The sequence below is a fragment of the Micromonospora chersina genome (genome assembly GCF_900091475.1).
Lineage (GTDB): Bacteria > Actinomycetota > Actinomycetes > Mycobacteriales > Micromonosporaceae > Micromonospora > Micromonospora chersina.
Window position 1 is genome coordinate 1263950 of the sequence record NZ_FMIB01000002.1, and the last position, 24507, is coordinate 1288456.

Annotated in this window: 25 protein-coding genes; 11 read left to right on the forward strand and 14 right to left on the reverse strand. The window is 70.8% G+C overall.

All coding sequences use genetic code 11. The annotated features are described in order from the left end of the window. Window positions 1–7: 7 nt before the first annotated feature. Complete coding sequence (locus tag GA0070603_RS05785; RefSeq protein ID WP_091308236.1) at window positions 8–403, forward strand: VOC family protein; 396 nt, start codon at window positions 8–10, stop codon at window positions 401–403. 94 nt (window positions 404–497) lie between these two features. Here GA0070603_RS05785 and GA0070603_RS05790 read toward each other — a convergent pair whose 3' ends face one another. The 4 genes from GA0070603_RS05790 to GA0070603_RS05810 form a co-directional block, all read right to left on the reverse strand. Continuing rightward, window positions 498–869, reverse strand: coding sequence for a VOC family protein (locus GA0070603_RS05790; RefSeq protein ID WP_091308239.1), 372 nt, complete (start codon window positions 867–869; stop codon window positions 498–500). A 153-nt stretch (window positions 870–1022) separates the two neighbouring features. Then, window positions 1023–1973 carry a DUF7710 domain-containing protein gene (locus tag GA0070603_RS05795; RefSeq protein WP_091308243.1) on the reverse strand — a complete coding sequence of 317 codons (951 nt, stop codon included), beginning with the start codon at window positions 1971–1973 and terminating at the stop codon, window positions 1023–1025. A 153-nt stretch (window positions 1974–2126) separates the two neighbouring features. Next, window positions 2127–3110 (reverse strand): mycothiol transferase, encoded by a 984-nt coding sequence (locus tag GA0070603_RS31730; RefSeq protein ID WP_208862821.1) that lies wholly within the window; start codon window positions 3108–3110, stop codon window positions 2127–2129. 43 nt (window positions 3111–3153) lie between these two features. Continuing rightward, window positions 3154–4212 (reverse strand): Glu/Leu/Phe/Val dehydrogenase dimerization domain-containing protein, encoded by a 1059-nt coding sequence (locus tag GA0070603_RS05810; protein ID WP_244282422.1) that lies wholly within the window; start codon window positions 4210–4212, stop codon window positions 3154–3156. Between the two features lie 109 nt (window positions 4213–4321). Between GA0070603_RS05810 and GA0070603_RS05815 the strand changes: the two genes are divergently transcribed. Next, a complete protein-coding gene (locus GA0070603_RS05815; protein WP_091308247.1) occupies window positions 4322–4780 on the forward strand; it encodes an Lrp/AsnC family transcriptional regulator in 459 nt (152 codons plus the stop codon). 138 nt (window positions 4781–4918) lie between these two features. Here the strand turns inward: GA0070603_RS05815 and GA0070603_RS05820 are convergent, their stop codons facing one another. Next, the gene (locus GA0070603_RS05820; RefSeq protein WP_091321612.1) at window positions 4919–5524 is read right to left on the reverse strand and encodes a YdeI/OmpD-associated family protein; all 606 of its coding nucleotides are present in this window, start codon (window positions 5522–5524) and stop codon (window positions 4919–4921) included. Window positions 5525–5584: 60 nt separating this feature from the next. Then, window positions 5585–6148, reverse strand: coding sequence for a hypothetical protein (locus tag GA0070603_RS05825; protein ID WP_091308250.1), 564 nt, complete (start codon window positions 6146–6148; stop codon window positions 5585–5587). A 114-nt stretch (window positions 6149–6262) separates the two neighbouring features. Between GA0070603_RS05825 and GA0070603_RS05830 the strand changes: the two genes are divergently transcribed. The 3 genes from GA0070603_RS05830 (at window position 6263) to GA0070603_RS05840 (ending at window position 8374) form a co-directional block, all read left to right on the forward strand. Then, window positions 6263–6841, forward strand: a complete 579-nt coding sequence (locus tag GA0070603_RS05830; RefSeq protein WP_091308253.1) for an alpha/beta fold hydrolase — start codon at window positions 6263–6265, stop codon at window positions 6839–6841. 38 nt (window positions 6842–6879) lie between these two features. After that, window positions 6880–7416: an alpha/beta fold hydrolase gene (locus tag GA0070603_RS05835; RefSeq protein ID WP_091308257.1), complete on the forward strand. Its 537-nt coding sequence runs from the start codon at window positions 6880–6882 to the stop codon at window positions 7414–7416. Between the two features lie 262 nt (window positions 7417–7678). Then, entirely contained in the window at window positions 7679–8374 is a 696-nt protein-coding gene (locus GA0070603_RS05840) for a hypothetical protein (protein ID WP_167544506.1), read from the forward strand. Window positions 8375–8646: 272 nt separating this feature from the next. Here the strand turns inward: GA0070603_RS05840 and GA0070603_RS32590 are convergent, their stop codons facing one another. Next, window positions 8647–8772, reverse strand: a complete 126-nt coding sequence (locus tag GA0070603_RS32590; RefSeq protein WP_208863000.1) for a helix-turn-helix domain-containing protein — start codon at window positions 8770–8772, stop codon at window positions 8647–8649. 95 nt (window positions 8773–8867) lie between these two features. On the opposite strand from GA0070603_RS32590, the gene GA0070603_RS05850 reads away from it, so the two are divergent. Then, window positions 8868–9257 (forward strand): squamosa promoter-binding protein 15, encoded by a 390-nt coding sequence (locus tag GA0070603_RS05850; protein WP_244282686.1) that lies wholly within the window; start codon window positions 8868–8870, stop codon window positions 9255–9257. A 150-nt stretch (window positions 9258–9407) separates the two neighbouring features. Here GA0070603_RS05850 and GA0070603_RS05855 read toward each other — a convergent pair whose 3' ends face one another. Further along, window positions 9408–9929, reverse strand: a complete 522-nt coding sequence (locus GA0070603_RS05855) for a GNAT family N-acetyltransferase (protein ID WP_244282423.1) — start codon at window positions 9927–9929, stop codon at window positions 9408–9410. Window positions 9930–10552: 623 nt separating this feature from the next. Beyond that, window positions 10553–11044, reverse strand: a complete 492-nt coding sequence (locus GA0070603_RS05860) for a hypothetical protein (RefSeq protein WP_091308268.1) — start codon at window positions 11042–11044, stop codon at window positions 10553–10555. 210 nt (window positions 11045–11254) lie between these two features. Here GA0070603_RS05860 and GA0070603_RS05865 point away from each other — a divergent pair, with 210 nt between their 5' ends. Then, window positions 11255–11881, forward strand: a complete 627-nt coding sequence (locus GA0070603_RS05865) for a GrpB family protein (protein ID WP_091308272.1) — start codon at window positions 11255–11257, stop codon at window positions 11879–11881. Between the two features lie 110 nt (window positions 11882–11991). Here GA0070603_RS05865 and GA0070603_RS05870 read toward each other — a convergent pair whose 3' ends face one another. Beyond that, window positions 11992–14607, reverse strand: a complete 2616-nt coding sequence (locus GA0070603_RS05870; protein ID WP_091308276.1) for a helix-turn-helix transcriptional regulator — start codon at window positions 14605–14607, stop codon at window positions 11992–11994. Window positions 14608–14685: 78 nt separating this feature from the next. On the opposite strand from GA0070603_RS05870, the gene GA0070603_RS05875 reads away from it, so the two are divergent. Together GA0070603_RS05875 and GA0070603_RS05880 are read left to right on the forward strand one after the other, a co-directional pair. Continuing rightward, entirely contained in the window at window positions 14686–15033 is a 348-nt protein-coding gene (locus tag GA0070603_RS05875) for a nuclear transport factor 2 family protein (RefSeq protein WP_091308281.1), read from the forward strand. Then, a complete protein-coding gene (locus tag GA0070603_RS05880) occupies window positions 15030–16403 on the forward strand; it encodes an MFS transporter (RefSeq protein ID WP_091308285.1) in 1374 nt (457 codons plus the stop codon). Before GA0070603_RS05875 ends, GA0070603_RS05880 begins: the two co-directional genes overlap by 4 nt. A gap of 77 nt (window positions 16404–16480) precedes the next feature. Here GA0070603_RS05880 and GA0070603_RS05885 read toward each other — a convergent pair whose 3' ends face one another. After that, window positions 16481–18301, reverse strand: coding sequence for a glycoside hydrolase family 15 protein (locus GA0070603_RS05885; RefSeq protein WP_091308288.1), 1821 nt, complete (start codon window positions 18299–18301; stop codon window positions 16481–16483). Window positions 18302–18331: 30 nt separating this feature from the next. Next, on the reverse strand, window positions 18332–18808 hold the full coding sequence (locus GA0070603_RS05890; protein WP_091308290.1) for a hypothetical protein: 477 nt from the start codon (window positions 18806–18808) through the stop codon (window positions 18332–18334). A 256-nt stretch (window positions 18809–19064) separates the two neighbouring features. Here GA0070603_RS05890 and GA0070603_RS05895 point away from each other — a divergent pair, with 256 nt between their 5' ends. Continuing rightward, entirely contained in the window at window positions 19065–19481 is a 417-nt protein-coding gene (locus GA0070603_RS05895; protein ID WP_208862823.1) for a ribosomal maturation YjgA family protein, read from the forward strand. 21 nt (window positions 19482–19502) lie between these two features. Here GA0070603_RS05895 and GA0070603_RS05900 read toward each other — a convergent pair whose 3' ends face one another. Beyond that, the gene (locus tag GA0070603_RS05900) at window positions 19503–20594 is read right to left on the reverse strand and encodes a CapA family protein (RefSeq protein WP_091308297.1); all 1092 of its coding nucleotides are present in this window, start codon (window positions 20592–20594) and stop codon (window positions 19503–19505) included. 439 nt (window positions 20595–21033) lie between these two features. Further along, entirely contained in the window at window positions 21034–21630 is a 597-nt protein-coding gene (locus GA0070603_RS05905; protein WP_244282424.1) for a DJ-1/PfpI family protein, read from the reverse strand. A 391-nt stretch (window positions 21631–22021) separates the two neighbouring features. On the opposite strand from GA0070603_RS05905, the gene GA0070603_RS05910 reads away from it, so the two are divergent. Further along, window positions 22022–24457 (forward strand): low temperature requirement protein A, encoded by a 2436-nt coding sequence (locus GA0070603_RS05910; RefSeq protein WP_091308300.1) that lies wholly within the window; start codon window positions 22022–22024, stop codon window positions 24455–24457. Window positions 24458–24507 lie beyond the last annotated feature (50 nt).

Genomic DNA, 24507 nt, shown 5'->3' on the forward strand with positions numbered 1-24507 from the left:
GAGAGTCATGACGAGCAGGTTCACCGAGTTGACCGTTGACTGCCACGATCCGGAGAGACTGGCGGCCTTCTGGTGCGAGGTCCTGGACTTCAAGGTGATCGACCGGAGCGAGGGCAAGGTCGAGATCGGCTCGTGGGTGCCGACCGTCGAGGAGGTTCGGGCCCGTCAGATGCCGCCCACCCTGCTGTTCGTCCAGGTGCCTGAGGGCAAGACGGTGAAGAACCGTCTTCACCTCGACGTCAGCCCAATCGACGGCAGCACCGAGGAGGAGGTGACCAGATTACTCGGCCTCGGCGCCACCAAGGCGGATGTGGGCCAGGGCTCAGACCGCAACTGGGTGGTCATGGCAGACCCCGAGGGCAACGAGTTCGACGTCCTACGCACCCTGGCACCGCAGAGCTAGGCCACGGGCGGCACCCGCGCCCCGTCCCACACCGCAAGCGCCACGTCGCCGAGAAGACCTCAGTGCTTTGCCAGAGGTTGTCGTGGGCCTTCGATCAGCCGTTGGGGCGTGACGCGATCGCCTGCAGCGACCACCTGTTGCCGTCAGGATCGCCGAAGTAGACGAAGTTGCCCCATGGCTGCACCTCGACCTCGCTGGCGTCGACGTCGGCGTCGAGCAGTTGCCGGCGCGCCGCCTCGGCGTCGGCGACCACGACCTGGATCTCCTGCGTGCCGGGCGTCTTGTCGGTGATGCCATCGCCGATCACGATGGAGCAGGCCGAGCCGGGTGGTGTCAGCTGGACGAACCGTAGGCCCTCGTGCACCCGGTGATCGTGGTCGGCGTTGAAGCCCACCTTCTCGTAGAACGCCTTGGCCCGGTCGACATCGGTCACCGGAACGGGGATGAGCTCAATCTTCCAGTCCATGGGCCCACCGTAGGACGTGGCTACGACGTTCCGGGTTCACCGCGTCAGCCGTGGCGGACGTGCGCACCTGAGCACGGCCGCTCCGCCACCGGCTTGTCGGCGGCCGGTGCGCCGCCGGGCAGGTTCGCGACCTGCGGCACGAGCGGATGTTCCTCAATCCCGGCGGCCGCTGGTCAGGTGGAGGTGACGTAATCCCGGACTAAAGGCGGCCACGTGGTCCGCGGTGCCGTGGTGTGGCTTCGACGGCGTGAACCGGCCTTCGCTGACTGCGACGTCATAGGCGCCCCCGATGGCGTACTCGGCCAGGATCCCGGTCACGTGATGCTGGGCCGCCCAGGCGAGTCCGGCGTCCAAGGTGTCGAACACGCCGGAGGCGTTCCGGGCGTGTTCACCGTGGAAGAGCCAGACGGTCGGCCTGATCGGGCTCCGCTGATCGCCGGTGGGCCTGCGACGCAGGCCCTCCGGCGTGAACGAGAACGAGTCGGGAAACCTGCCGGGCCGATGGCGTACGGCGAGCACCACCGGTTCGGGGTGCACGCCTCGCCGCGTCGTCTCAGGCGAGGTGTTCGCGAAGGTGTTCCACAGGTGGAAGCAGATCAGGTCGTCGTCGGGATCGGCCGTGGTGTAGGCGAGCGTCTTGGGACAGAGGGGGTTTGTCCCGCCGATCCACAGCGACGGGGGCCCGTACGTCTCGATGACCTCGGACAGTGTGCGGTCCTGCGAAAGCCACCCGCCGACGTCGGCACCCAACTGGTGAAACTCCGCCTCCGACAACGCCCGGTCGAGCTCGAGCCAGCCGAGGCGATGGGCGATCTCGCCGTAGATGGAGGCCGTAGCGTCACGCAGCGCATCGGCCGGCAGGATGTTGCTGTAGGCGCCCACCACACCCGTCGGGCCGAACGCGTCGCGTTCGCGTAGTCCCTCACACTCCGCCCACCAGCGCTCCAGGCTTCCCTCCACGGCGGCCATCGCCTCCAGCAGAAGCCGTTCGGCCATCTCGTCCCTGCCGTACATGCCGGGGCGACGAACCACACCGTTCACCTGCGCCAAGTGGTGCTGGCGGGCCGCACGGAGAACGGTTTCGGAATCCCCACCACTGCTCATCGCCGCCGATCATGGCACTTCACGGAGCTTCGCGACACCCGTCAGCGGGAGCGTGGATCTAACGGAGGCCTCTCTGCTCCCAACGCCTTGGCACAGCAAGGCGCCGTTAGCGGTACAGGCCCGAGCACAGCGCGCCTGATCATGGCGGAAGCGCTACATGCCGATGGTTCCGTCGATGCGCTCCCGGAGCAGGTCGGCGTGTCCGTTGTGGCGGGCGTACTCCTCGATCATGTGGACGAGGACCCAGCGCAGCGAGACGGTGCCGCGCCAGCTGTCCTGGCCCTCGACGTCGAGGCTGTCGGCGTTGCTGATGAACGTGTCGGCGAAGGTGACCTCGTCGTGCCAGGCTCGGCGGGCTGCGGCGACGACGGCAGGATCGGGTACGGCGTCGTCGAAGTCGCCGTCGGGGTGGGTTGGGGACGAGAACAGTGGGGATGCGTGTTGCCCGGCCAGGACCTGGCGGAACCAGCGGCGTTCCACGTCGGCGAGGTGCCGGATCAAACCCAGCAGCGACAGCGTCGATGGTGGCACCGCTCGTCGAGCTAGCCCATCCTCGACGTTTGAGCACTTCATCCTCAGCGTGTTGCGCTGGGCTCGCAGCATGTCGTGCAGCAGCTGCCGTTCGCTGCCGTTGGCGGGTGTGCTGAACCGGCGGTCGTCGGCGGCGGGGAAAAGCCCGGCTCTCCTGTGGGTGGCGTCCGGCGCTGCGGTGACCGGCGCGTCGGCGGCGTAGAGGGGGAATCGCTTCGTCAGGGCGGTGATTCGGCTGCGTGGGCCGTACGCCGCGACGGCGACGTAGCCGATCTCCTCCGCGGGCGTTGCGGCGAGCGCGGCCACGTAGTCGTCGTACGTGCGGGCCTGTCGGGCGACCTCGTTGAAGGCCACGGTAATCAGGTCGCCGTCGGCGCGCACCGTTCGATGCAGGTCGCGGAGCTGGTCGGCGGTGGCGCTCAGGATTGGCACCGGATGGGGGTTCAGCCCGGCATGCGGTTCGCCGGAGCCGTCCTTGGCGTCGGCCGCCGGTGGATGGGGCAGCCGGCCGCCGAGACTCAACGCGAGCACTGCCGCGGCGTTGGCCGCCGATGCGGCTGGCAGGTCGGCACGGATGACGATCACGAGTGTGGTTGCCGGGGTCATGTGGGGGTGCTCCAGGGCGATGGGACGTTAGTGGTGGCTGTGATCAGCGGTGGCCATCCCGGATGCGTTGGCGGGCGTGGGAGCGGGCGGCGTCCGCCGGGGTCGAGCCGGTGGCGCGGGCGGTGTGCAGGATGTCGGTGAGGGTGTCGGCGATGGCGTGGACCCGGACGGTGGCCTGGGCCGAGGTCTCGTCGTGTAGTTCGACGGCGGTGGCGTGGATGATGCCGCCGGCGCTCACGACGATGTCCGGGGCCCAGAGGATGCCACGCCGGTGCAGCAGGTTGGCGGTGGCCGGGGTGTCGAGTTGGTTGTTGGCCGGTCCGGCGATCGCGGCGCAGCGCAGTTCCGGCACCGTGTGCGGGGTGAGCAGGCCGCCGAGGGCGGCGGGGACGAGTACGTCCACGTCGGCGGTCAGGCAGTCCTGGGGGCTGGCCCAGGCGGCGCCAGCGGAGCGGGCGAGCAGACGTCGGCTGTCGTCGACGTCGCTCGCCACCAGCGTCGCGCGGGCGTCGGCGAGCATCCGCAGCACGTGGCCGCCGACGCGGCCAAGGCCGAGCACGGCGAAGCTGCGCGTGGACAGGTCGGAGGATCCGAACCGCTCGGCGCACAGCGCGTGCAGTGCGGCGAGGACGCCGACGGCGGTGTGCTCGGAGGAGTCGCCGCTGCCACCGGCGCTGACCGGTCGGCAGAACGCGTACGGCGTCCGCTCGGCGATCGTGACCATGTCGTCCGGGCCGGTGCCCACGTCCGGGCCGGTCGCGTACGTGCCGTTCAGACCGGCGATGACGTCGCCCACGTCGTGCAGCACCGCCCGGCGGGAGGTGTCGTCCAGTGTCATGCCGAGGGGCAGGGCGACGACGGTCTTGCCGCCGCCGTTGGGCAGCCCGGCCAGCGCGCACTTGTCCGACATCGCGGCCGAGAGCCGCAGCGCGTCGTCCAGGCCGTCGCGCCAGTGTGGGTAGTGCGCCAGCCGGCATCCACCGATGGCCTGCCCGAGCGCGGTGGAGTGCACCGCGACGACGATCGGCAGGCCGGATCGGGCACCCCGCCTGGCGACGACGTTTTCGTGCATGGACTCGGTGCCGATGTCGGTCGCGACCATGTTGGCTTCCCCTCACCTGCTCGTCGGAACGGGACCGACAGTAGGCACATGACCGGCACCAACGGGCTCACACCGAACGTCGTTCGGAGAAGATGACAAGATCTCGGTCGTGGACGAACTTGATACGGCGATCATCCAGCATCTGCAGACACATGCGCGGCAGACCAATCGCGAGCTGGCCCGCGCCGTCAACATCGCACCGTCGACCTGCCTCGAGCGCGTCCGTGCGCTGAGGGAGAGAGGCGTGATCACCGGATACCACGCCGAGATCAGCCTGACCGCCCTCAACCGCGGCGTTCAGGCACTACTGCACGTGCAGGTCCGGCCTCTGAGCCGCACCGTCATCGACGGCTTCAAGAAGTACGCGATGGGGCTGCCCGAGGTGCTGTCGGTGTTCGTCGTGGCAGGCGGCGACGACTTCCTCGTCCATGTCGCCGTGCCCAGCGTCGACAGCCTGCACGCGTTCCTCATGGACAAGTTCAGCGGACGCCGCGAGATCGTCGGCTTCCGCAGCTCAGTGATCTATCAACACGCCCGGAAACAGGTCATCGAACCACTCGATCTGTGAACGGGGAGGCCAGTCCCGACCAGGCCGTGCGCCGCCCCTGCAGCCGCTCGTACGCGCTCGCAGCCGCAGAGTCGAGCGGTAGCGGCTGGTAGGTGCACGCCGGCGGCAAGCACCTCTCCATGATCATGAAGACGCCGCTCAGGGTTGGTTCGCGGGCTTGGCCTTCTGCGGGTAGATGGTCTCCTGACGCGCCAGCATGGCCACGAACTCGGCGATCTTCCGCTCGCGTGTCTCCGCCCGTTTCACGGAATTGACGCGATAGATAAGAGCGAACCGGTTGGCCTTGGTGAGCACGTCGAACATGGCCTGGGCGGCGGGTTCGGCGGCGATCGCGGCGAGCAGGTCGGCCGGCACCTCGGCCTCCGACGGCGGGGCGTAGGCGGCCGCCCAGCGCCCGTCCGCCTTCGCGGCCTCCACCGCCGCGCGGCCCGGGGGCAGCATCCGCCCCTGCGCTTCCAACCGGGCTACGTTGGCGACATTGCGCTGAGACCAGGAACTGCGGGGCCGGCGAGGGGTGAACCGGATCCACGAGGACTCCTCATCCCGCCTACGGGCCTGCCCGTCGATCCAGCCGAAGCACAGGGCCTCGTCGACCGCCTGCTGCCAGGTCAGCGTCGTGACCGAGCCGCCCTTCTTCGTCAGGGCCAGCCAGACCCCGGGCGACGTGGCGTGGTTGGCCGACAACCACGCCCGCAGCGCCTCGGCGTCCGCGACGATCAACTCATCCAGTTCGGCGCTCCCCATGAGTGGCAGGCTATCGCTGGCCCCCGACACTCAGGACGTGCTCGCCCTCGCGGTCCTCGCCTACCAGCTCGCGGTCCAGCTGTACCAGGCACCGCCGAGGTGCTTGAAGACCGGGGACTCGAAGTCGGGGGTCTCCAGGTCCGGAGTGGGGCCGTCGGGCAGGTAGGCAAACCCGGCGTCGTCGGTCATGGATCCGTTCACCTCGTAGAACACAACTCCGCCAGGCACGCGGTATGCCGACATGATGAGGTACGAGCCAATCCTCGACGGCACCGGAACGCTGGACCAGTCACCGTCCACCGCGCCTGTCGTGGGCACGGTGGCGACCACCCGATCGAACGCACTACGGCTCATCGCCCAGCGGGCCTGCAGCGGAGCTCCCGTGCCGAGCAGCGCCAGCGCGAGCACGACGATCATCGGAGCCGGCAGGAACGACCAGGACCATTGCCGCCGTACCCCGAACGTCACCACCCAGACAGCCCAGGCCGCACCGGCCAGACAGAGCAGGGGAAGCGCGCAGAGCACCAGGAGTAGGGAAAAGCCGGGAACGCTGAAGGCCCAGAGCAGACATGCCGCGGCAAGCGAGACCACGGCGTGCAGGGCCCACCACGTGCTGACTACCATCGGAGAACGCTGTCCAGCATCGTGTGATCATGATGCGCCACGACGCGCAGAGCAACCGTCCTGAAGCCAGCTGGCCCCGCACGCACAGGCAGAAGAGCGGGAAGGTGGATCGTCATGGCAGAGACCCGGCAGGTCCTGTTCATTCAGGGTGGCGGCGCGGGCGCGCACGACGAATGGGACGACAAGCTGTCCGACGGCCTGAGGCGAGAGCTCGGGGACGGGTACGAGGTCCGCTACCCCCGCATGCCGGACGAGGCCGACCCGAGCTACGCCAGGTGGAGCGCCGCCATCCGACGTGAGATGGCCGCCCTGGACGACGGCGACGTCGTCGTCGGCCATTCGGTGGGCGCGACGATCCTCGTCAACGCGCTCGCCGAGCGGCCACCGGAGCCGGAGCTCGGGGCGATCGTGCTGGTCGCCGCTCCGTTCGTCGGTGCGGGCGGCTGGCCCGGCGACGAGTTCGAGCTGCCGGACGACCTCGGCGCGAGGCTGCCGCAGGGCGTGCCCGTGCATGTGTTTCATGGGCTCCGGGACGAGACCGCCCCGCCGTCGCACGCCGACCTGTACGCACGCGCCATCCCGCAGGCACAGCTGCATCTGCTACCCGGCCGCGATCATCAGCTGAACAATGACCTGACCGAGGTGGCGAAGACGATCGTTCGTGAGGACCGCGGATCCGTCACCCAGGAATAGCCTCGGCTGGGCCCGCCGTCCTGGATAAGGTCGTCCGCATGGCTGACGCTGTCGTGATTCCCGGCGCTAGGTACGGACCGGGCGCTCCCCTGCTGATGTATGCCGGCGATGTGGCGGAGCAGCGGGGTGCGACGGTGCATCGGTACTCGTGGTCCGAGGAGTTCCCGAAGCCCGATCAGCCAGAAATCGAGAGCTGGGTCGGCCGGGAGATCGCTCCGCTGATCGACGCCGTTGGCGGTCGCCCGCTGCTGATCGGCAAGTCGCTCGGCACGAACGCGGCAGCGATTGCCGCCGGAAGATCCTTGCCCGCCGTGTGGCTCACGCCCTTGCTCACCCTGCCGTGGGTGGCGGATGCGTTGGGCCGTGCCACCGCGCCGTTCCTGCTCGTGGGTGGCACCGCCGACAAGGTGTGGGACGGTGACATCGCTCGCCGGCTGTCACCCCATGTGCTGGAGGTGGAGGGCGCGGACCACGGTATGTACGTCCCCGGCCCGCTTACCGAGTCGATCGCGGTACTGAGCCGAGTCGTGGTCGCCGTGGAGGAGTTCCTCGACGCGATCGGCTGGCCGAGCTAGGCCTCTGGCTCGCAGGCTGCTACCAAATTCGGGTCATTCCCCGCCACGCGTACCCCGGTCATGACCTGAAAGCGGTCCTCCGCCGGCCCGCCGGCCTCCACCAGACTGAACGCGGACGGTCGTGCAGGTTACAGAAAGCATCGGACCGTTCCTGCCCCCTCGTGACCACCCGCAGGCGCTCGCTAGTGGGCACATGGATGGCACACTACGGACGGAGCAAGGCGCGGCATGGACCACGGGCGCGGGGGACACAATGATCGATGTGGAGAGCCAGCGCCCCGCGGCGGCGAAGGTGTACGTGCGGACTCGGGCGTTGGCGGCGGTCGCACTCTGGACCTCGATCATCCCCGCGGCATGGTCAAGCGTTGAGGTCGGTTGGGATGGGGCGTTGATCTGGTGGCCCCCCACCGCCGTCGCCGCGATCCCCCTGTGCGTTCCCGGTCGCAAGCCGTTTCGGGTCGCCGCCCTCACCAGCGCCCTGCTGCTAGCTGTTTTGTCGCTCCCGGGCTTGTTCTTCGGGTGGTACCTACACCTTCCGGCCGCGCTGATTCTCGTCGCCGCCGCACAGGCCGACCCGCTGCAGCGGACGCCGAGGCTGTCCCGTGTAGCGGTCGCCGTCGGCGTGACCGTGGCTATGGTCACGACTGCGGCTTGGGCTGTGGAAATCTACCGGATGGCCCTAGCGCCGGCGGATGCGCTCACGGTCCACACCAGCTCCAGGTTCGACGTGACGGAGCAGCCCTATAGAAGGATCATCGAAGGCGACGGAAGCGGTATCGGATTCGGCGCGGACAGCGTCAGTTTCACAGGCACCGATGACGGCACCGGCCCGATCCTTTGGGTCAGCTTCCGCAAGGGCCTGTCTGGTGAGGAACAGGATCGACTCAGGCAACACCTGCTGGAGTTGCCCGAGGTAACAGCTGTCCGTCTCTGCCCACGCCTGCAGCCCTTGTGCTAGTCCTGGGTCTCCGTCGTCACGGCCACAGACCACGCGCACGTGACTCGAGGCACGCGACTCCGCCGTGCGGCAGCGATCGTCCCGACCAGGGCGGCGGGCAACCACGACGGCACCCGCCCCGGTCGACCATTTCACCGTCCGGTGCCTGTGCAGGCAGAATCCCCCGCACCCGTTGCAACGGGCTGAACCCGCACCCGTCGAAACCCATCGTGCAACGGCCGCGACACCGACCCGACCGATCTTCCGGGACTGGCACCGGGGAAGCAGGCTGGTCACAGCGCCAGGTCCGCCAGCTCGGTGCGGCTGGCGACCCCGAGTTTCGGATACGCCTTGTACAGGTGGTACGCGACCGCCTTGGGGCTGAGGAACAGCTGCGCGGCGATGTCCCGGTTGGACAGGCCGAGTCGGCGAGCCGGGCGATGTCAGCGTCAGCGGACTTGGTTGTACGGGTCCGGCGTGGATTGGGGATGCGGTGAGTTGGGTTGCCAACGTGATGCTGTCGGTGGGTTCGGAGGACCGCCTCAACGCGGAGGCGTTCAGCGGGTGGCTCGACAACGACTGCCCCCGTCGCGAGCTGGGCATGAGGCCGGGCGGCTGCGGCAACCTGCGCCTGATCACCGCTGCGGGCAACCAGTGGGGCGGACATAAGAACCCCGAGTGTGAGGTGTTCGCCGGGGCGCTCAACCACGCCGACCTCGCTGCTGTTGTGCAGCATTTCGGTTCCCTGGCCTGGCACAATCCCCATGTCGTGCAGCTCTTCGTGATGGACCAGGAGGAGCTTTTCTTCCGCGTCTGGATGATTCGCAACGGCGCTCTGCGTCAGTACGCCCCGTCGTCGCCGGACGAGGAGGACGACGAATTTTGGCCCACCGCCGGGTCGTAGCCGCAGGTTGGAAGAGCGTGCTCAAGCGGTGGTGATGCCCGAAACGTCTGCGGCCGCCGGTCCGCCGGGTTGCGTCTCGTGCCCGCCGCGGTTAAAGGCCAAGAGCTGGCCAGTGCCGGCCGCTGCGGAGGCAGACCTCGCTCAGGCGAGTCACTCGTCGCCAGCGATACGGGCGTGTAGGTGCATGTCGTGCCGGCCGTCGGAGTGGATGGCGTCGCTGCGTTTGGTGCCCTCCAGGAGGAAGCCAGCTTTGACGGCGACGCGGCAGGAGGCATGGTTGCGGGTTGAGTGATCCAGGTGCACACGATGGAAACCGGCCTCGCCGAGTGCCCAGGCGCTCAGGGCCGTCAGCGCCCGGGAGGCAACGCCTGCTCCGCGAGCGGCCGGGAGCACCCAGTATGCGCACCCTGCGACACCGTCATCGAGATTCATGCCGCCCAGGGCGATGCGCCCCAGCACCTCACCGCCGCCGCGCGTCACCGCCCAACTCGCGCCGGTCTCCTGCTCCCAGGCCTGGCGGTACTGTTGGAACCACTCACGGACCTGGTCCTCAGATGCGGGTTGGCGAGTGTGCCAGTGCTGGATCTCGGGATCCCGATACGCAGCGAAGAAGACCGGCGCATCGGAAGGCTCCCACGGCCGCAAGAGCAGGCCACCCTGGGCGGAAAGCATCGGTTGTGGACCTGCGGCGAGGGCGCCAGCGGGAATAGCAGGTGGCGTCGAAAGGCAGGACCGCACCCGCCTATCCTCTCCTGGCGACGATGACCTGCGTCAAGCGCCCGGGCCCAAACCGTCCAGCCTCGCTCGCGGAAGGCGGCCGCCAGACTGCCCCCCATCCCCCGGACAGGTGCCGAGGACTGCGGAGCCCGGTCGGGGTCAAGGGTGGCCGTAGGCCATCGGCGTGCCGACGCGCAGCGCCCTGGACACCGACCGGGTGACGAAGGCGATCGGGCTTCCGGAGGATGTGTCACGCCCTGGTCCTCGTCGTCATCACACCGCGGGCGGTGCCCACCAGACTCCGGGGGCAAGCAGCTCCCCTGCGCGGCAGTGATCGCCCTGATGCCGACGGGGAAGCGACCCCGTCAGCGATCGTCCCGCCTCAGCCCTCGCCTCTATGGTCCGTCAGCGCGGCCGGCCGGCCCGGCCCCCCCTTGCGGGCCGCCTTGATCTATGAAAGGTCTGTTCGGCAGTTGGTAGGCAGGAGGGATGTGTCGTGTCCCGCCTGATGCTTGACACCTGCCTCCCCACCTGATGCTTGACGTGATCGCCGTGGGCAGCGTTGGTTGGTGGATGAGCTAAGCCGCCAGCGGCTTCCAGCGCTTGATGACAACCGGGTCGGTATGCGGGGCAGGCCATACCTGCAGTCGAAGTCGCTCCATGGTCGCCGGATCGTCGTCGGAATCAATGCCGAGACGTTCCGCTTCGACCAAGTTGCTTCTCGCGGCCCGTACGCGAACCGGTCCCGCCGCTACCCGGAACCGTGCGGCGTCTGGCTCGTAGTCGGTGCAGCCCATGACGACGAGTCGGCCCGAGGAGACTTGCAGGCTTGCCTCGACGACGTGGTCGAACTCCGCGCTTTCGTCTTCTGGCGCTGCCTCCAACACCTCCACGGTCACGGCCACGTTGACGTTCACGGTGGTGCCGACCGCAATGGCGTCCGTGTCCACGGCAAGGTTGTCGAGCACCGCCTCTTCGGTCCAGGCGTCCCCAAGATCGGTCACGGATCCGTCATCGAACAGGTGGACCTGGTAGTAGTCCGCGAAGAGTTCCAGCTCCGTCGAGATCAAGGCACCCTCCCAGTCTTCGTGCCCTGCTCAGTCTCGTCGCAGACCAAGGTCAACTGTCAAGCATCTGGTGGGACGCCACGGCTGGGGCAGCCTGAGCGGGAACATGATCCAATGGTGCAGTGGGAGCGGGTGGTCCTGGCTGTGTGGCTTGGTGAACAGCCGAAGCTGCCTGGGGCTGCGCATGTCGCACCCGGTCGGTAGGAAGGGCTCATGAACGGGCGGCCGGGCAACGCACTCTGGTATCGGGCGGCACGGGTTCAGGTCCAGGTGTACGACCCGAGCTGGCCCGAGCGCTATGCCGAGGAAGCCGAACTGCTGACGCGCGCGCTCGCGGGATCGCTGCTGGCGGTAGAGCACGTCGGGAGTACGGCGGTGCCTGGCCTGGCGGCAAAACCGGTTATCGACATCCTCGCCGCTGTCCGCGATTTCAACGGTTTCCCGGCGCTGGTGGAGCGCCTGCAGGAGATCGGCTACACCTACACGCCTGAGTCGGAGGCAGACGATCCCAGCCGCCGGGTCTTCCGCAAGGGGCCAGAAGACCTCACCCGTCTCCGCACGCACCACCTGCATGTCACTGAGCAGGGCAGCGACTACTGGCGTCGGTTGGTGGCCTTCCGCGACCACCTCCGCGCCCACCCGGAAGACGCCGCCTCATACGTCACGCTGAAACGCGAACTCGCTGCCCGACATGCCGCTGACCCCGCTCGCTACACGAGGGACAAGCGGGACTTCGTGAGGGAGATCGAACGGAGAGCCATCAGTCCGCCCCCATCCCCCGGACAGGTGCCAGGGACTGCGGCGACCGGTCGAGGTCAAGGGTGGCGACACCGCAAGTAGACAGCACAACGGCGTGCGGCGGTCGCGACACCGACCCGAATCATCTTCCCGGGACTCGCATCGTCGAAGGCTGCCGTCTGCGTGTCCAGGTCTGACGGCACGCGGGCTGGTCACAATGCCAAGGCGGCCAGCTCGGTCCGGCTCGTGACCCCGAGCTTCGGATACGCCTTGTATAGGTGGTACGCGACCGTCTTGGGGCTGAGGAACAGCTGCGCCGCGATGTCCCGGTTGGACAGTCCCGTGCCGGCGAGCCGGGCGATCTGCAGTTCCTGCGGGGTGAGCTCGGCGGCCGCCGACGCCGCGGGTTGCGGGGCGCGCAGGCCGGTGGCCTCCAGCTCGCCGCGCGCCCGCGCCGCCCACGGCGCCGCACCCAACTGGTCGAACGTGCCCAGGGCGTGGTGCAGGCGGCCACGGGCGTCGGCCTTGCGCCGGGCGCGGCGCAGCCACTCGCCGTACAGGAGTTCGGTGCGGGCCTGCTCGAAGGGGCGGCCGCCGGCCTTCAGCGCCAGCAGGTAGTCCTGCTCGTCGCCGGAGAGCAGCGCCCGGCAGCGGTGCGCCAGCGACGTCGCCCAGGGCTGGTCGACCCGCTCCGCCCAGGCCGAGAAGCGGGTGTACGCCTGCTCGGCCTGCTCGGGCACGCCGGCCCGGACGGCCGCCTCGACCAGGTCGGGCACGCTGCGGTACGCGCACACCTGGTGGGCGTACGGGTTCTCCTGCAGGGCGGCGAGCCGGGTCACGGCGGACTCGACGCGCCCCTGGCCGAGGTCGAGCAGGCCCTGCGCCCACAGCGTCCACGCCCGGCCGCCCGCTTCGGCGCCCGCGGCGGCGCCGTCCAGCGCCGAGGCCACGAGTTCCTGGCAGCGCGCCTCGTCGCCGGCAACGGCGGCCAGGACCGCCTGCATGGCGAGCAGCTGGCTGACCCAGAGCGGCTGGTTGCCGTCGCGGGCGACCCGGACCGCCTCGTCGAGGCTGACCGCGGCGTCGCGGTGCCGGCCGTGGAAGAACTCCGCCTCGGCGAGGAAGAACAGCAGCGTGGGCAGCAGCCCGAGGACGCCGTCGGCCCGGCAGCGGGCGACCAGGCCGGAGGTCAGCTCGTACGTCTCGGCGTCCTGCCCGGCGACGAAGCCGAGCCCGCAGAGCTGCACGCGGTCGCGGGGTTCGGCGCCCACCTGGGCGGCGACCGTGGCCAGCGGCAGCGGACGGCCGCGGACGGCGGCGACCTGGTAGCGGGCCACCGGATGGTCGAGGGTCGCGAGCTGGTCGAGGCAGACGCCCAGGTACGGCTCGCCGAGGTACCAGGCCGGGTGGAACGCCGCCACCAGCAACGCGTCCCGCTGTCCGGGGTCGAGCTGCGCGCCCTGGCTCATGAGGTCGTACGCGGTCTGGTGGCCGCCCTGCCAGAACCAGGCGTGCCCTTCGACCCAGGCGACGCGGGCGTGGAAGGCCGGCTCGTTGACCAGGCCGGCGGCCCGCTCGGCGAGCCGTACCGCGTTGTCGAGGTGCCCGGACTGCAGGCCGCTCTCGGCGGCCGACAGCAGCCGGCGTGCCTGGGCGGCGGAGTCCCCGCTGAGTTCGGCGGCGCGCTCGAACGCTGCCAGCGCGGCACCGTAGCCGTTGCGGGCGCGGGCCTGCTCGGCGGTGCGTTCCAGGGTGGCGGCGACCTGCTCGTCCGGGCCGGTGGTGGCCGCGGCGAGGTGCCAGGCCCGCCGGTCGGCGGTGTCGGGCGTGGTGAGCACGTCCGCTAGGGCCCGGTGCGCGGCGAGCCGCTGCGGGTACGTGGCGGCGGCGTGCACGGCGGCGCGGACCAGCGGGTGGCGGAACCGCAGCCGCCGGCCGGTGACCTCGACGAGCCGCGCCTCCTCGGCCGGCCGCAGGTCCGCCGGGTTACCGCCGAGGGGGGCGGCGGCGCGCAGCAGCACGTCCAGGTCGCCGCTGTCCTCGACGGCCGCGACGAGCAGCAGTGTCCGGGCGCCGGCGGGCAGCCTGTCGACCTGGCCGTGGAACGCCGCCTGCAACCGGTCGGTCAGCGGCAGGGGGCCGCCGGCGTCGCCGGCCCGGACGACCCGGGGCAGCTCGATCAGCGCGAGCGGGTTGCCCTGCGCCTCGCCGAGCACCCGCATCCGTACCTCGGGGGCGAGCTGCGGGTCGAGGAGCTGGACGGCGTCGGCCGGCGCGAGCGCGCCGACGGTGAGTTCGGGCAGGCCGGGGGCGGGAAAGGCGCCGTCGCGGGCCGCGAAGATCATCACGACGCCCTCGGCGTGCAGGCGGCGGGCGGCGAACAGCAGCGCCTCGGCGGAGACGCTGTCCAGCCAGTGCGCGTCGTCGACGAGGCAGAGCAGCGGACCGTCGTCGGCCAGGTCCGCGAGGAGCGACAGCACCGCGAGCCCCACCAGCAGCCGGTCGGCCGGGGCGCCGCCGCCGAGCCCGAACGCGGAGGCGAGCACCTGCCGCTGCGGCGGGGGCAGCCGGTCGAGGCGGTCGAGCGCCGGGCGTACGAGCTGGCTGAGCCCGGCGAACGGCAACTCGGCCTCGAATTCGGCGGCGCTGGCGCGCAGCACGCGCGGCGGCTGGCCGGTGGGCGACGTCAGCTCCGCGGCCCAGTCCAGCAGGGCGGTCTTGCCGATGCCCGGACCACCCCGCAGCACCAGCGCCGCGCTCTCCCCCGCCCGTGCCCGCGCCACCAGGGCCGCGATCCGGTCCTGCTCTGCGTCGCGGCCGTGCAACATTCCCACGACCCTACACAGGTACGCGGTACCTAAGCGCTACCGATTCCCGGCCGCCGGATCCTCCATAGCGTCTTGGCCATGGAACTCATCGAGAAGTACCTCACCGCCTGGAACACCACCGACGCCGCCGCCCGCCGGGCCCTCATCGACGAGGTGTTGGCGGCCGACGGGACGTACACCGACCCGCTGGCCTCCGTCGCGGGCCGCGACCAGATCGACGCGCTGATCGCCGGCGTGCAGCAGCAGTTCCCCGGCCTGGAGTTCAGCCTCGCCGGCCCGGTCGACGCGCACCACGATCTGGCCCGGTTCACCTGGAACCTCGGCCCGGCCGGCGCCGAGCCGATCGTCGTCGGCTTCGACGTCGCGGTCATCGCCGACGGCCGGATCGCCACCGTGCACGGCTTCCTGGACCGGGTGCCGGCATGACCGTCCTGAGCGCGCGGCCGGTGCGGGTCACCGCACCGGCCGCGCGGCCCGGCGCCTTCCTGCCGGTGCTGCTGATCTCGACGTTCATGACCGCGATCGACGCGTTCATCGTCAACGTGGCACTGCCGGCGATGCAACGCGACCTGGACGCCGGGCCGGCCGCGCTGGAGTGGGTGGTCGCCGGCTACGTCCTCGCGGTGGCCGCCGGCCTGATCACCGGCGGCCGGCTGGGCGACCGGTACGGCCGCCGCCGGGTCTTCGGGCTCGGCGTGGCACTGTTCACCGCGGCCTCGGTGCTGTGCGGGCTGGCGCCCACCGCGGGTGTGCTCATCGGCGCCCGGGTGCTGCAGGGGCTCGCGGCGGCGCTGCTCATGCCGCAGGTGCTGGCCATCGTGCGGACCAGCGTCGCGCCGGCCGAGCAGCCGAAGGCGATCGCCCGGTACGGCCTGACGATGGGCCTGGGCGCCGTCTTCGGGCAGTTGATCGGCGGCCTGCTGATCCGGGCGGACCTGTTCGGCCTGGACTGGCGGCTGTGTTTCCTCATCAACCTGCCGATCGGGGTGGCCGCGCTGGCGCTGCTGCGCCGGGTGCCGGAGTCCCGCCACCCGGCGACCCGGCTCGACCTGGCCGGCGTGGTCCTGGTCAGCGCCGCGCTGGTGGCGCTGGTCCTGCCGCTGGTGGAGGGCCGGGAGCAGGGTTGGCCGCTGTGGACCTGGCTGAGCCTGGCCGGCGCGGCGCTGCTGTTCGCGCTCTTCGCGGCGACCCAGCGGCGCAGCAAGCAACCCCTCGTGGACCTCACGCTGTTCAGGGAGCGGGCGTTCTCGGTGGGGCTGGTGGCGACCCAGGTGTTCTGGATGGGCCAGGCGTCGTTCTTCCTCATCCTGGCGCTCTACCTGCAGGTCGAGCGGGGCCTGTCGGCGCTGGAGTCGGGCGTCGTGTTCATCGCCATCGGCGCCGGCTACCTGGCCACCTCGATGTACGCGCACCGGATCGCCGCCCGGCTCGGTCGGCAGGTGGTCAGCGTGGGCGCGCTGGTGATGGCGGTGGGCCTGTACGGCATGTGGCAGGCGGCCGGGCACGGGACCGGATGGCTCGTGCCGGGGCTGGCCGTGGACGGGATCGGCATGGGCATCGCGCTCGCCCCGCTCACCACGACCGTCCTCTCGCGCATCAATCCGCGGCACACCGGTGCCGCGGCGGGGGTGCTGGCCACGGTGAACCAGACCGGCAACGCGGTCGGGGTGGCGCTGATCGGCATCGTGTTCTACCGGGCCGCGGATCTGACCGGCGGGTTCCGGGCCGGGCTGGTCGCGCTCATCGTGCTGGAACTGGCGCTGGCCGCCATCATCCAACTGCTGCCGAGGCGGTGACGCCGTACGCACCGGCCGCCGTCCCTCGGGCCGGCGGCCGGTGGGCCCTCCGGTCTACCGGCGCGGCGTTCCCTCGGTCACCGGGCCGCTGGTGGGGCGTCGCGGATGGCGAGTGCGGCCTGGACGAGCGCGGCGTGGGTCAGCGTCTGCGGGTAGTTGCCCAGGTGGGCGCCCGTCGCGGGGTCCATCTCCTCGGCGTAGAGGCCGAGGGGGCTGGCGTGGTCGAGCAGGGTCTGGAACAGCTCGACGGCCTCGCGGCGGCGCCCGGTGCGGGCCAGGGCCTGCACGAGCCAGAAGGAGCAGGGCAGGAACGCGCCTTCCCCGCCCGGGAAGCCGTCGCGGCCCGGCGGGTAGCGGTAGAGCAGCGGACCTCCGGCGGAGAGCCGGTCCCGGACGGCGTCGATGGTGCCCCGGACCCGGGGCGAGTCGGCGCTGTCCAGGTCGAGCAGCGGCAGGACGAGCAGGGCGGCATCCAGGTCGGGGGTGCCGTAGCCGCGGACGTAGCAGCCCGCCTCGGGGTCGAAGCCGCGCGTGCGGACCTCGGCGGCGATCGCGTCCCGTGCCTCCTGCCAGCGCCGGCGCTGGCGGTCGGGCAGCGGGTGGGTGTCGGCGATGCGGAGGGCGCGGTCCAGGGCGAGCCAGCCCATGAGCTTGGAGTGGACGTGCTGGGCCGGTTCGCGGACCTCCCAGATGCCGGCGTCGGGCTCCTGCCAGCACCGGGCGACCACGTCGGCGAAGCCGCGCACCGCCCGCCACGTCTCGCTGTAGAGGCGCTGTCCGGCCTGCGCGAACGCCCAGGCCGCGTCGACCACCCAGCCGTAGCCGTCGAGCTGGTGCTGGCCGGCGGCGCCGTTGCCGATCCGTACCGGGACGCTGGCGAGGTAGCCGGGCCAGCCGGGCAGGTCCCGTTCCGCCGGCACATGGCGGCCGTGCAGGGTGAGCAGCGCGGGCAGGCGTGGCCGCTGCAGCCGGCTGGCGTGCAGCAGCCAGGCGAGGAAGCCGTGCGCCTCCCTGGCCTTGCCGACCCCCAGGAAGGCGCTGACGCCGATGCTGGCGTCGCGGGGCCAGACGTAGCGGTAGTCCCAGTTGCGCATCCCGCCCGGGTCCTCGGGCAACGACGTCGTGGGCGCCGCGACCGGCGCCTGCGAGGGCGAGTAGGTCAGCAGCCGCATGGTCAGCAGGCTGCGGACCACGGCCTCGCGGAAGGGCAGCGACTCGTCGATCTCGGTGGTCCAGTCCCGCCACCGGTTCTCGTCCTCGACGAGCAGGTCCCAGGCCGCCGCCGGCTCGACGTGGATCAGCGGTTCGCGGTGGGCCACGGCCAGCACGAGGGTGACCGGGTTGCCGGGCCGTACCGTGATCGGGGTGGCCCGGCCGGTCTCGATGGCGAGCTCGGGCGCACTCGACAGGGAAACCGCGACCGATCCCCACGAACAGACCAGAGCCTGGCGCCGGTGGTGGATCCGGGGCCGGCGGTGCAGGGCGCCGAGGCGGGGGTCGAACTCCACGACGGCCTCGACCGCCTCGTGCTCGGCCGACAGCCGCCGCACCAGCAGTGTCGTCGGCAGCAGCCGCCCTTTGACCTCGGTCACCATGCCCTCGGTGAGGGTGAGGCTCCCGCCGCCCACCGCCCAGGTCGTCTCCAGGGTGGCGGTGTGCTGGCGGTAGCGTCGGTCGACGACCGTCGCCGGCCGGGCCGGGCCGACGCGGAACGTTCCCGCTTCCGGGCCACCGACCAACCGGCCGAACAGCGGCTCGCCGTCGAAGCGCGGCACGCACAGCCAGTCGATGCCGCCGTCATCGGCGACGAGGGCGGCGGTGCGGGTGTCGCCCAGCAGCCCGTAGTCCCTGATCGGTGCCGGGCGCCGGGCGGGAGCCAGGTCGGTTCCATCAGTCATGCAGACCGCTCCCCCACGTGTCGGCGACCATCAGTCGGCCTGGAGGAGCAGTCCGAGGACGATCCCGTAGATCACGTGGATGACGACCGCGACCGCGGGGGTCTGCACGCCGTAGTTGACGGCGAACACGCCGGGCGGCTCCAACACGGCCGTGCTGGTCAGGCCGGCCCGCTGCGATGCCATGCGCGGGTGGACACCCGGAAGCAGCGGCAGCAGCACCGTCAACGCGATGCCGACGTGCAGCAGCCCGAGCAGCGCCCCGATCCACCAGGTGGCCCGGTGCAGCAGGGCGAACGTGGCCGCGTAACCGAGGGCGAAGCCCTGGCCCGCGCCGAGGTGCATGAAGAACCCGATCACGCGGGCCCGGTCGGGGTCCTCGGTGACGAGGGTCCCGAGCACCAGGGGAAGGTCGAGGCGGGTGAGGCCGGCCAGTTGGGCGGTGATCAGCGCCGCCGTGAGCGCCGCGGTGGCGACCAACCCGAACAGACCCCATCCGGCCCAGTCCATGTCAGCGGTGGCCGGCGTGGCGCTGGCTCCCGCCCGGAACGACGAGCGTTCCGGCGTGAGCGGATGTTCGTGCTGTCATGGGTCCATCCTTCAACCACAAACGTGAAGGGCCTACGGCTCTGATCGGGGCGCGCCGCGCATCAGAATCTCGCCACCATGGCCGCTCCGGCTTCACCATAAGCCACCCGCCCGGGCACATCGGCCTGCTTGTCGAGGTACGGCTGGGCCAGGTGGTACGTTCGCGAGAATGTCGATCATGGCCGGTAGGGTGCGGCTGCTCATGCCGGTGGCGGCGCTGCTGTTCCTGGGCCTCGCCCTGCTGATCCGCGTGGTCGACGACGGGGCGCTGCGGCAGTACTCCGGCACCGCGCTGTACGCGTCGATGATCTGGGCCGGGGTGCTGTTCCTGTGGCCCCGGATGGCGCCGGTGCCGGCCGGGATGCTCGCCACCGTGTTCTGCTGGTTGGTGGAGTGCGCGCAGCTCACCGGGGTGCCGGCCGCACTGTCGGCGCGGAGCGTGGTGGCGAGGCTGGCGCTGGGTGTGCAGTTCGACCCCGTCGACCTGGCCTGGTACCCGGTCGGCGTGGCGCCCCTGGTGGTACTGCACCACGTGGTGCGCACCCGCCGCCGCGCGGCGTCACCGGCGGCCCGCCCTCCTGACACCCACCTGTAGCCGGCGACCGGCTTCGCCGCGCTATGCGGGACGCTTCGCCGCGAGGCCGGTGCACCGCTGCGCGGTGGCGAGCTTGTCGAGGATGCGCCGCTTGGCGGCCCCGGTGGCCGGTACCGGCTGGCCACCGCCGGAGACGGTCGCCGGGACGAACGTGCTGTCCACCACCGTCCGGCCGCGGACGACCAGCTTCAGCACGCCGGAGTCCGTGCTGTGCGACGTGGCGTACCAGAGGAAGTTGCCGAGTCCGTAGTGCACGTAGGTCCGGCCCAGCCAGCCGTCGCCCAGCAGCGTGTGCGCGTGCGCACCGACCACGATGTCGGCGCCGGCCTCGGACAGCCGGCGGGCGAACGTCTTCATCTCCCCGGTCGGGCACGAGTTGCCCTCGACGCCCCAGTGCATGAAGACGACGACCAGGTCGGCGCGTTCCCGCGCCGACCGCACCGCGGCGGCGGCCCGGGCGGGATCGAACGCCATCGCCACCCCCGGTCGGGTGTCCGTCGCCCGCCACGACCCGGCCAGGTCGTGCACCTGGGACATGCCGAGCACCGCGATCCGCAGCCCTCGAACGGTGGTGAACCAGGGCGCGTACGCCGCGTCGGCGTCGCGGCCCGCGCCGAACACCGGGTACCGGGCTTCCGCGGCGGCGTCGAGGGTGTCGGTGAGCCCCTGCCGGCCGTAGTCGAGGATGTGGTTGTTGGCGATCGACGCCGCGTCGACCCCGGCCGCGCGCAGCGCCGCGAAGGCGCTCTTCGGCGCCCGGAAGTGGTAGGTCTTCGGCTCGGGCGTGCCCCGGTCGGTCACCGCCGTCTCCAGGTTGACCAGCGTGACGTCGGCGTCGCGCAGCGTCGACGCGATCGACCCGAAGGCCGTCTCCGGGTCGTTCAGCAGGCCCAGGGTGCGGCCCGTGAAATGGACGTCACCGGCGAAGGCCAGTCGCACCTCGACCGGCGCGGTCGACACGGGTGCTGCGGCGCCGGTGGCCGACGGTGTCGGACCCGGCGTGGCCCCGCGCCAGACCGGCGCCGGGTCGGTCGGTCCGGCGGCGCAGCCGGCCAGCGCGACGCCGACCGCCGTCAGCGCCGCCAGCGAGGCACGCGCCGTCCTGCGGATCACGCGGCCGAGGGTACGCTCTCCTGGCGATGCCCGGTGCCCCCCGCGGTCCCGAGGACGGACCCGCAGACATTCACCGCCGTACGGCTGTCGACAAACATCCGAGTTATGCCACTACGAGCGGCACACGCAGCGAGAACATCCTCAACAGAAGCGGTTCACGCTGGAGCCTGATCCACTCCTCCGCACCGATCGTGGGGCCATGGCCGACCGCCGAGCACGACAGTGGCACCGACTCGGCATCGTCAGCCCGTGGGTCGCGAAGGTCCAAACCGGGACAGCCCGGGGTGGCCCGGCCGCAGGCCCCTTCCCCCGCCGACGAAATCCGGCCGCGGACCCGGGTGGGGCGCCGCGCGGCGACCAGTGACGAGGCGTACGCAGGGGGCGGGCGACACCCGGCCGGCCCCAGCCTCGCGCGGTCACCGTCCGCCACCGCGGGGCGTCAACTCGTCACGACCTCACCGGCGTGGACGGCGCGCAGGGCGCGCTCGACGGTCTCCTGGTTCTCGCCGACCGGGGCCACATAGCCGATGACGTCGCGGGCGGCGCCCTCCCCGAGCGTGCGGGTGATCACCCACGTGGCGAGATACTGCGACGCCAGGCAGCCTCCGGCCGTGGCGATGTTGCCCTCGGCGTGGAACGGCGCGTCCAGCACGGTAACGCCGCAGGCTTCCACGAACGGCCGGCTCTTCATATCCGTGCAGGCGGGCGTGGAGTCGAGCAACCCGAGCCGGGCGAGCACCAGGGCGCCGGAGCACTGCGCACCGATCAGCTGTCGTGTCGGGTCGAGCGGCAGTCTGGAGAGCAGCTGATCGTCGGCGACCACTTCTCGCGCCCGCACCCCGCTGCCGATCAGCACGATGTCTGCTTCGGTCACGAACTCCATCGGGCGCTGCCCGGTCACCTCGACGCCGTTCATCGACGTGACCACCGGCGTCGGCGTCGTGATGAAGGCCGCCAACCCGTCCTCACGGCACCGGTTGATCAGCGCGGCGGCGATGAAGCTGTCGAGCTCGTTGAACCCGTCGAAGGTGACCACCGCTACCTGCATCACAAGCCCCCCGAGTACGGCATCAGGTCGCCAGTTTCGTTGCTCCGCCGTTCCCGGTCGAGAGCCAATCAGCGGCTGGCGGCATGCCGACCGCCACTGCCGGTAGATCCTCGACTACCCAGGGCGGCCGGGAGAAGCTCCGCGAGCGGTGCCGAACGGTGATCGAGGAAGACCGCCACCTGGTGGTCGTCGCCGAGATGACAGCGGCCGCAAGAGTGCCGAGGTTGATCGGGTCGAGGTGGGCGGCTTCCGAGGACATGTCCGGCGGCTCGCAATCCGCGCCCGACCTGGGTGAGGCGCAAGCCTTCGCCGTCCGGTCCAGCTCCGCTGGTAGCGGCGATCAACTGTCGCCGGGACGGCTTGTTGGCAGAGTGAGGTCGTGCGGAGCTTCCGTCGACTCCATCTGGCCCCGGGGGAGGGCAGCGTTACCCGGCTGGAGCTGTTCCTGGACCTGATCTTCGTTTTCGCGTTTCTGAACGTCACGGGCGTGACTGCCGAGCAGCTCAATCCGGCTGGTCTACCCCGGGGGCTGCTGCTGCTCGTGCTGCTGTGGGGGTGTTGGGCGCCGTACGCGTGGCTCGGCAACATCATCCGGCTCGACCGGGGCGTCATGCCGGTGTTCATGTTCGGGCTCAGCGCGACGCTGTTCGTGATGGGGCTGACTGCCCGGGAGGCCTTCGTCGACCGCCCCGGCGGGCTCTCGGGCCCGGTGGTGTTCGCGATCTGCTACATCCTCGCCCGCAGTGGCGCCCTCGGGTTCGCCACCGCCGCAGGGGTGGCGCAACGGGGCACTCGCCGGCGGCTGTGGAAGGCCTGGCCGTTGGTGGTGTCCGGTGAGCTGGCGCTGCTGGCGGCCGCCCTCGTGCCGTCGTACGAGCACAGCGAGCAGGCGTTCGCCGATGGCGTGGTGGCCCGCGAATGGCTCCGGTTCACCCTGGTCGCTTGCGCGATCATCGCCGGCTACGCGGGCAGCGTGCTGCTGGGTGCCGGAATCTGGCAGATCGGATCCATCCGTTACTGGGCCGAACGGCACAGCTTGATCATCCTGATCGGTGTCGGCGAGGCGATCATCTCGGTCGGGCTGGGCCAGGGCGTCGCCGTGGCGTCTCCTCTCACCGTGGAAGTGTTGGCTGGGGTGCTGCTCGGCGTCCTGCTTGCCGGGCTGCTGTGGTGGACCTACTTCGACATTGCCCGCTACGCCGCGGAACTGGCGCTGGAACGGGTGTCGGAGGCCCGGCGAACGCTTCTCGGACGCGACGCGTACAGCTTCCTGCACCTGCCGATGATGGCCGGGCTCATCCTGGTCGCCCTCGGCATCCACCACACGCTGTCCGAGCAGCGCGTGCCGTCGGAGACCTCGGCCGCGATACGGCTGCTGGTGCTCTACGGCGGGGTGCTCCTCTACCTCGTCGGCCTGATCCTGTTCGAGATACGCACGCTGCGCCTGCTCGGGCGGTCACCCGTTCTCGGGATTCTTCTGGTGGCGTCCCTGTCGGCGCTCGCTCCGCACGTGCCGGTGCTGGCTCAACTGGCGCTGGTGACAGCGGCGGTGGGTGCCATGGCGGTGGCCGACGCCACCGTCTTCCGACGCCGTCACCGCCGGCTGCACGCCGAGATAGAACCCGTCACGAAGCAGTCCGGGGTGACGCCGAAGGAACTCTTCTTCGACCTGGTCTACGTGTACGCCTTTCTCCAGGTCGCCGCCATGATGGCCAACGACCCGACCTGGCCCGGGGTGGTGCGGGGGCTGCTGGTGCTCGTCGTTCTCTGGATCGCCTGGTGCGCCTACACCTGGTTGGGCGTCGCAGTCCGTTCAGAGCACCTGGTGGTCCGCCTGGTGCTGGTGCTTGTCGTCGCGCTCACCGCAGTGATCACCCTGGCCAGCCCGGAGGCGTTCAGCGCCGACGGCACCGGCCTGCCGGGGCCGCTGATCTTCGTGACCTGCTACGCGCTGATCCGACTGCTGTTTCTCGGCGCGTTCTGGTACACCGTCCGACAAGAGCCGCCGCATCGGGCCGCGCTGAGGCGCAACGCCGTGCCGACCGTACTGGCGCTCGCCATCCTGCTTGCCGCCGCGTTGATCCCGCAGCCCGTCGGTGATGTCCGGCTCCTGACGCCAGTGCGCGCGGGGCTCTGGATCACTGCCGTCGCCGTGGATCTCGTCGGCAACCGGCTCGCTGGGACCCGGCACTCCTGGACCTGGTCCGCCGCGCACTGGGCCGACCGGTACAGCCTCGTCATCATCATCGCGCTCGGCCAAGCGGTAATCTCCATGGGCACCGCCGTGGTCTACACGCCCATCTCCGCGCGGATCATCGTCGCTGCCGCGCTGGGCTCCGCCCTGCTCGCCGCGCTCTGGTGGATCTATTTCAGCACGACCGCCAACTACGGTGCGCGGGCGCTGGCGGCAAGCGGCATGGACCGGCGGGCGGCGTTGGCTCAGGACGCGTACGCGCTGCTGCACCTGCCGATGATCGCCGGTATCGTGCTCGTCTCGCTCGGGCTCGGCAAGACGATGTCCGTGCTGGGCAACCGGGGCCTGTTGACACTCGGCGTCCCGCTGTACCCGGTCCCGCACCTCGCCCTCTTCGGTGGGGTGGTCATTTACCTGCTCGCAGACCACGCGATCCGGTGGCGGCTGGCCCACCGTGCGCGCGCGGAACGGATAGCCCAGACGGTGGCGGTCACAGCACTGGCGCTCGCCACCGTTCACGTACCGGCGCTGAGCGCGCTGGCCGCGCTGACCGTAGTGTGCCTGGGGTTCCTGGCGATCGAAGTGAGAAGGCGAGGTCCGTCGGCCCGACACGCGTCATGAGGAAAACTCCAGGCGACGGCGGGTTGACGTCGCAAGGCCATGACCCGGTC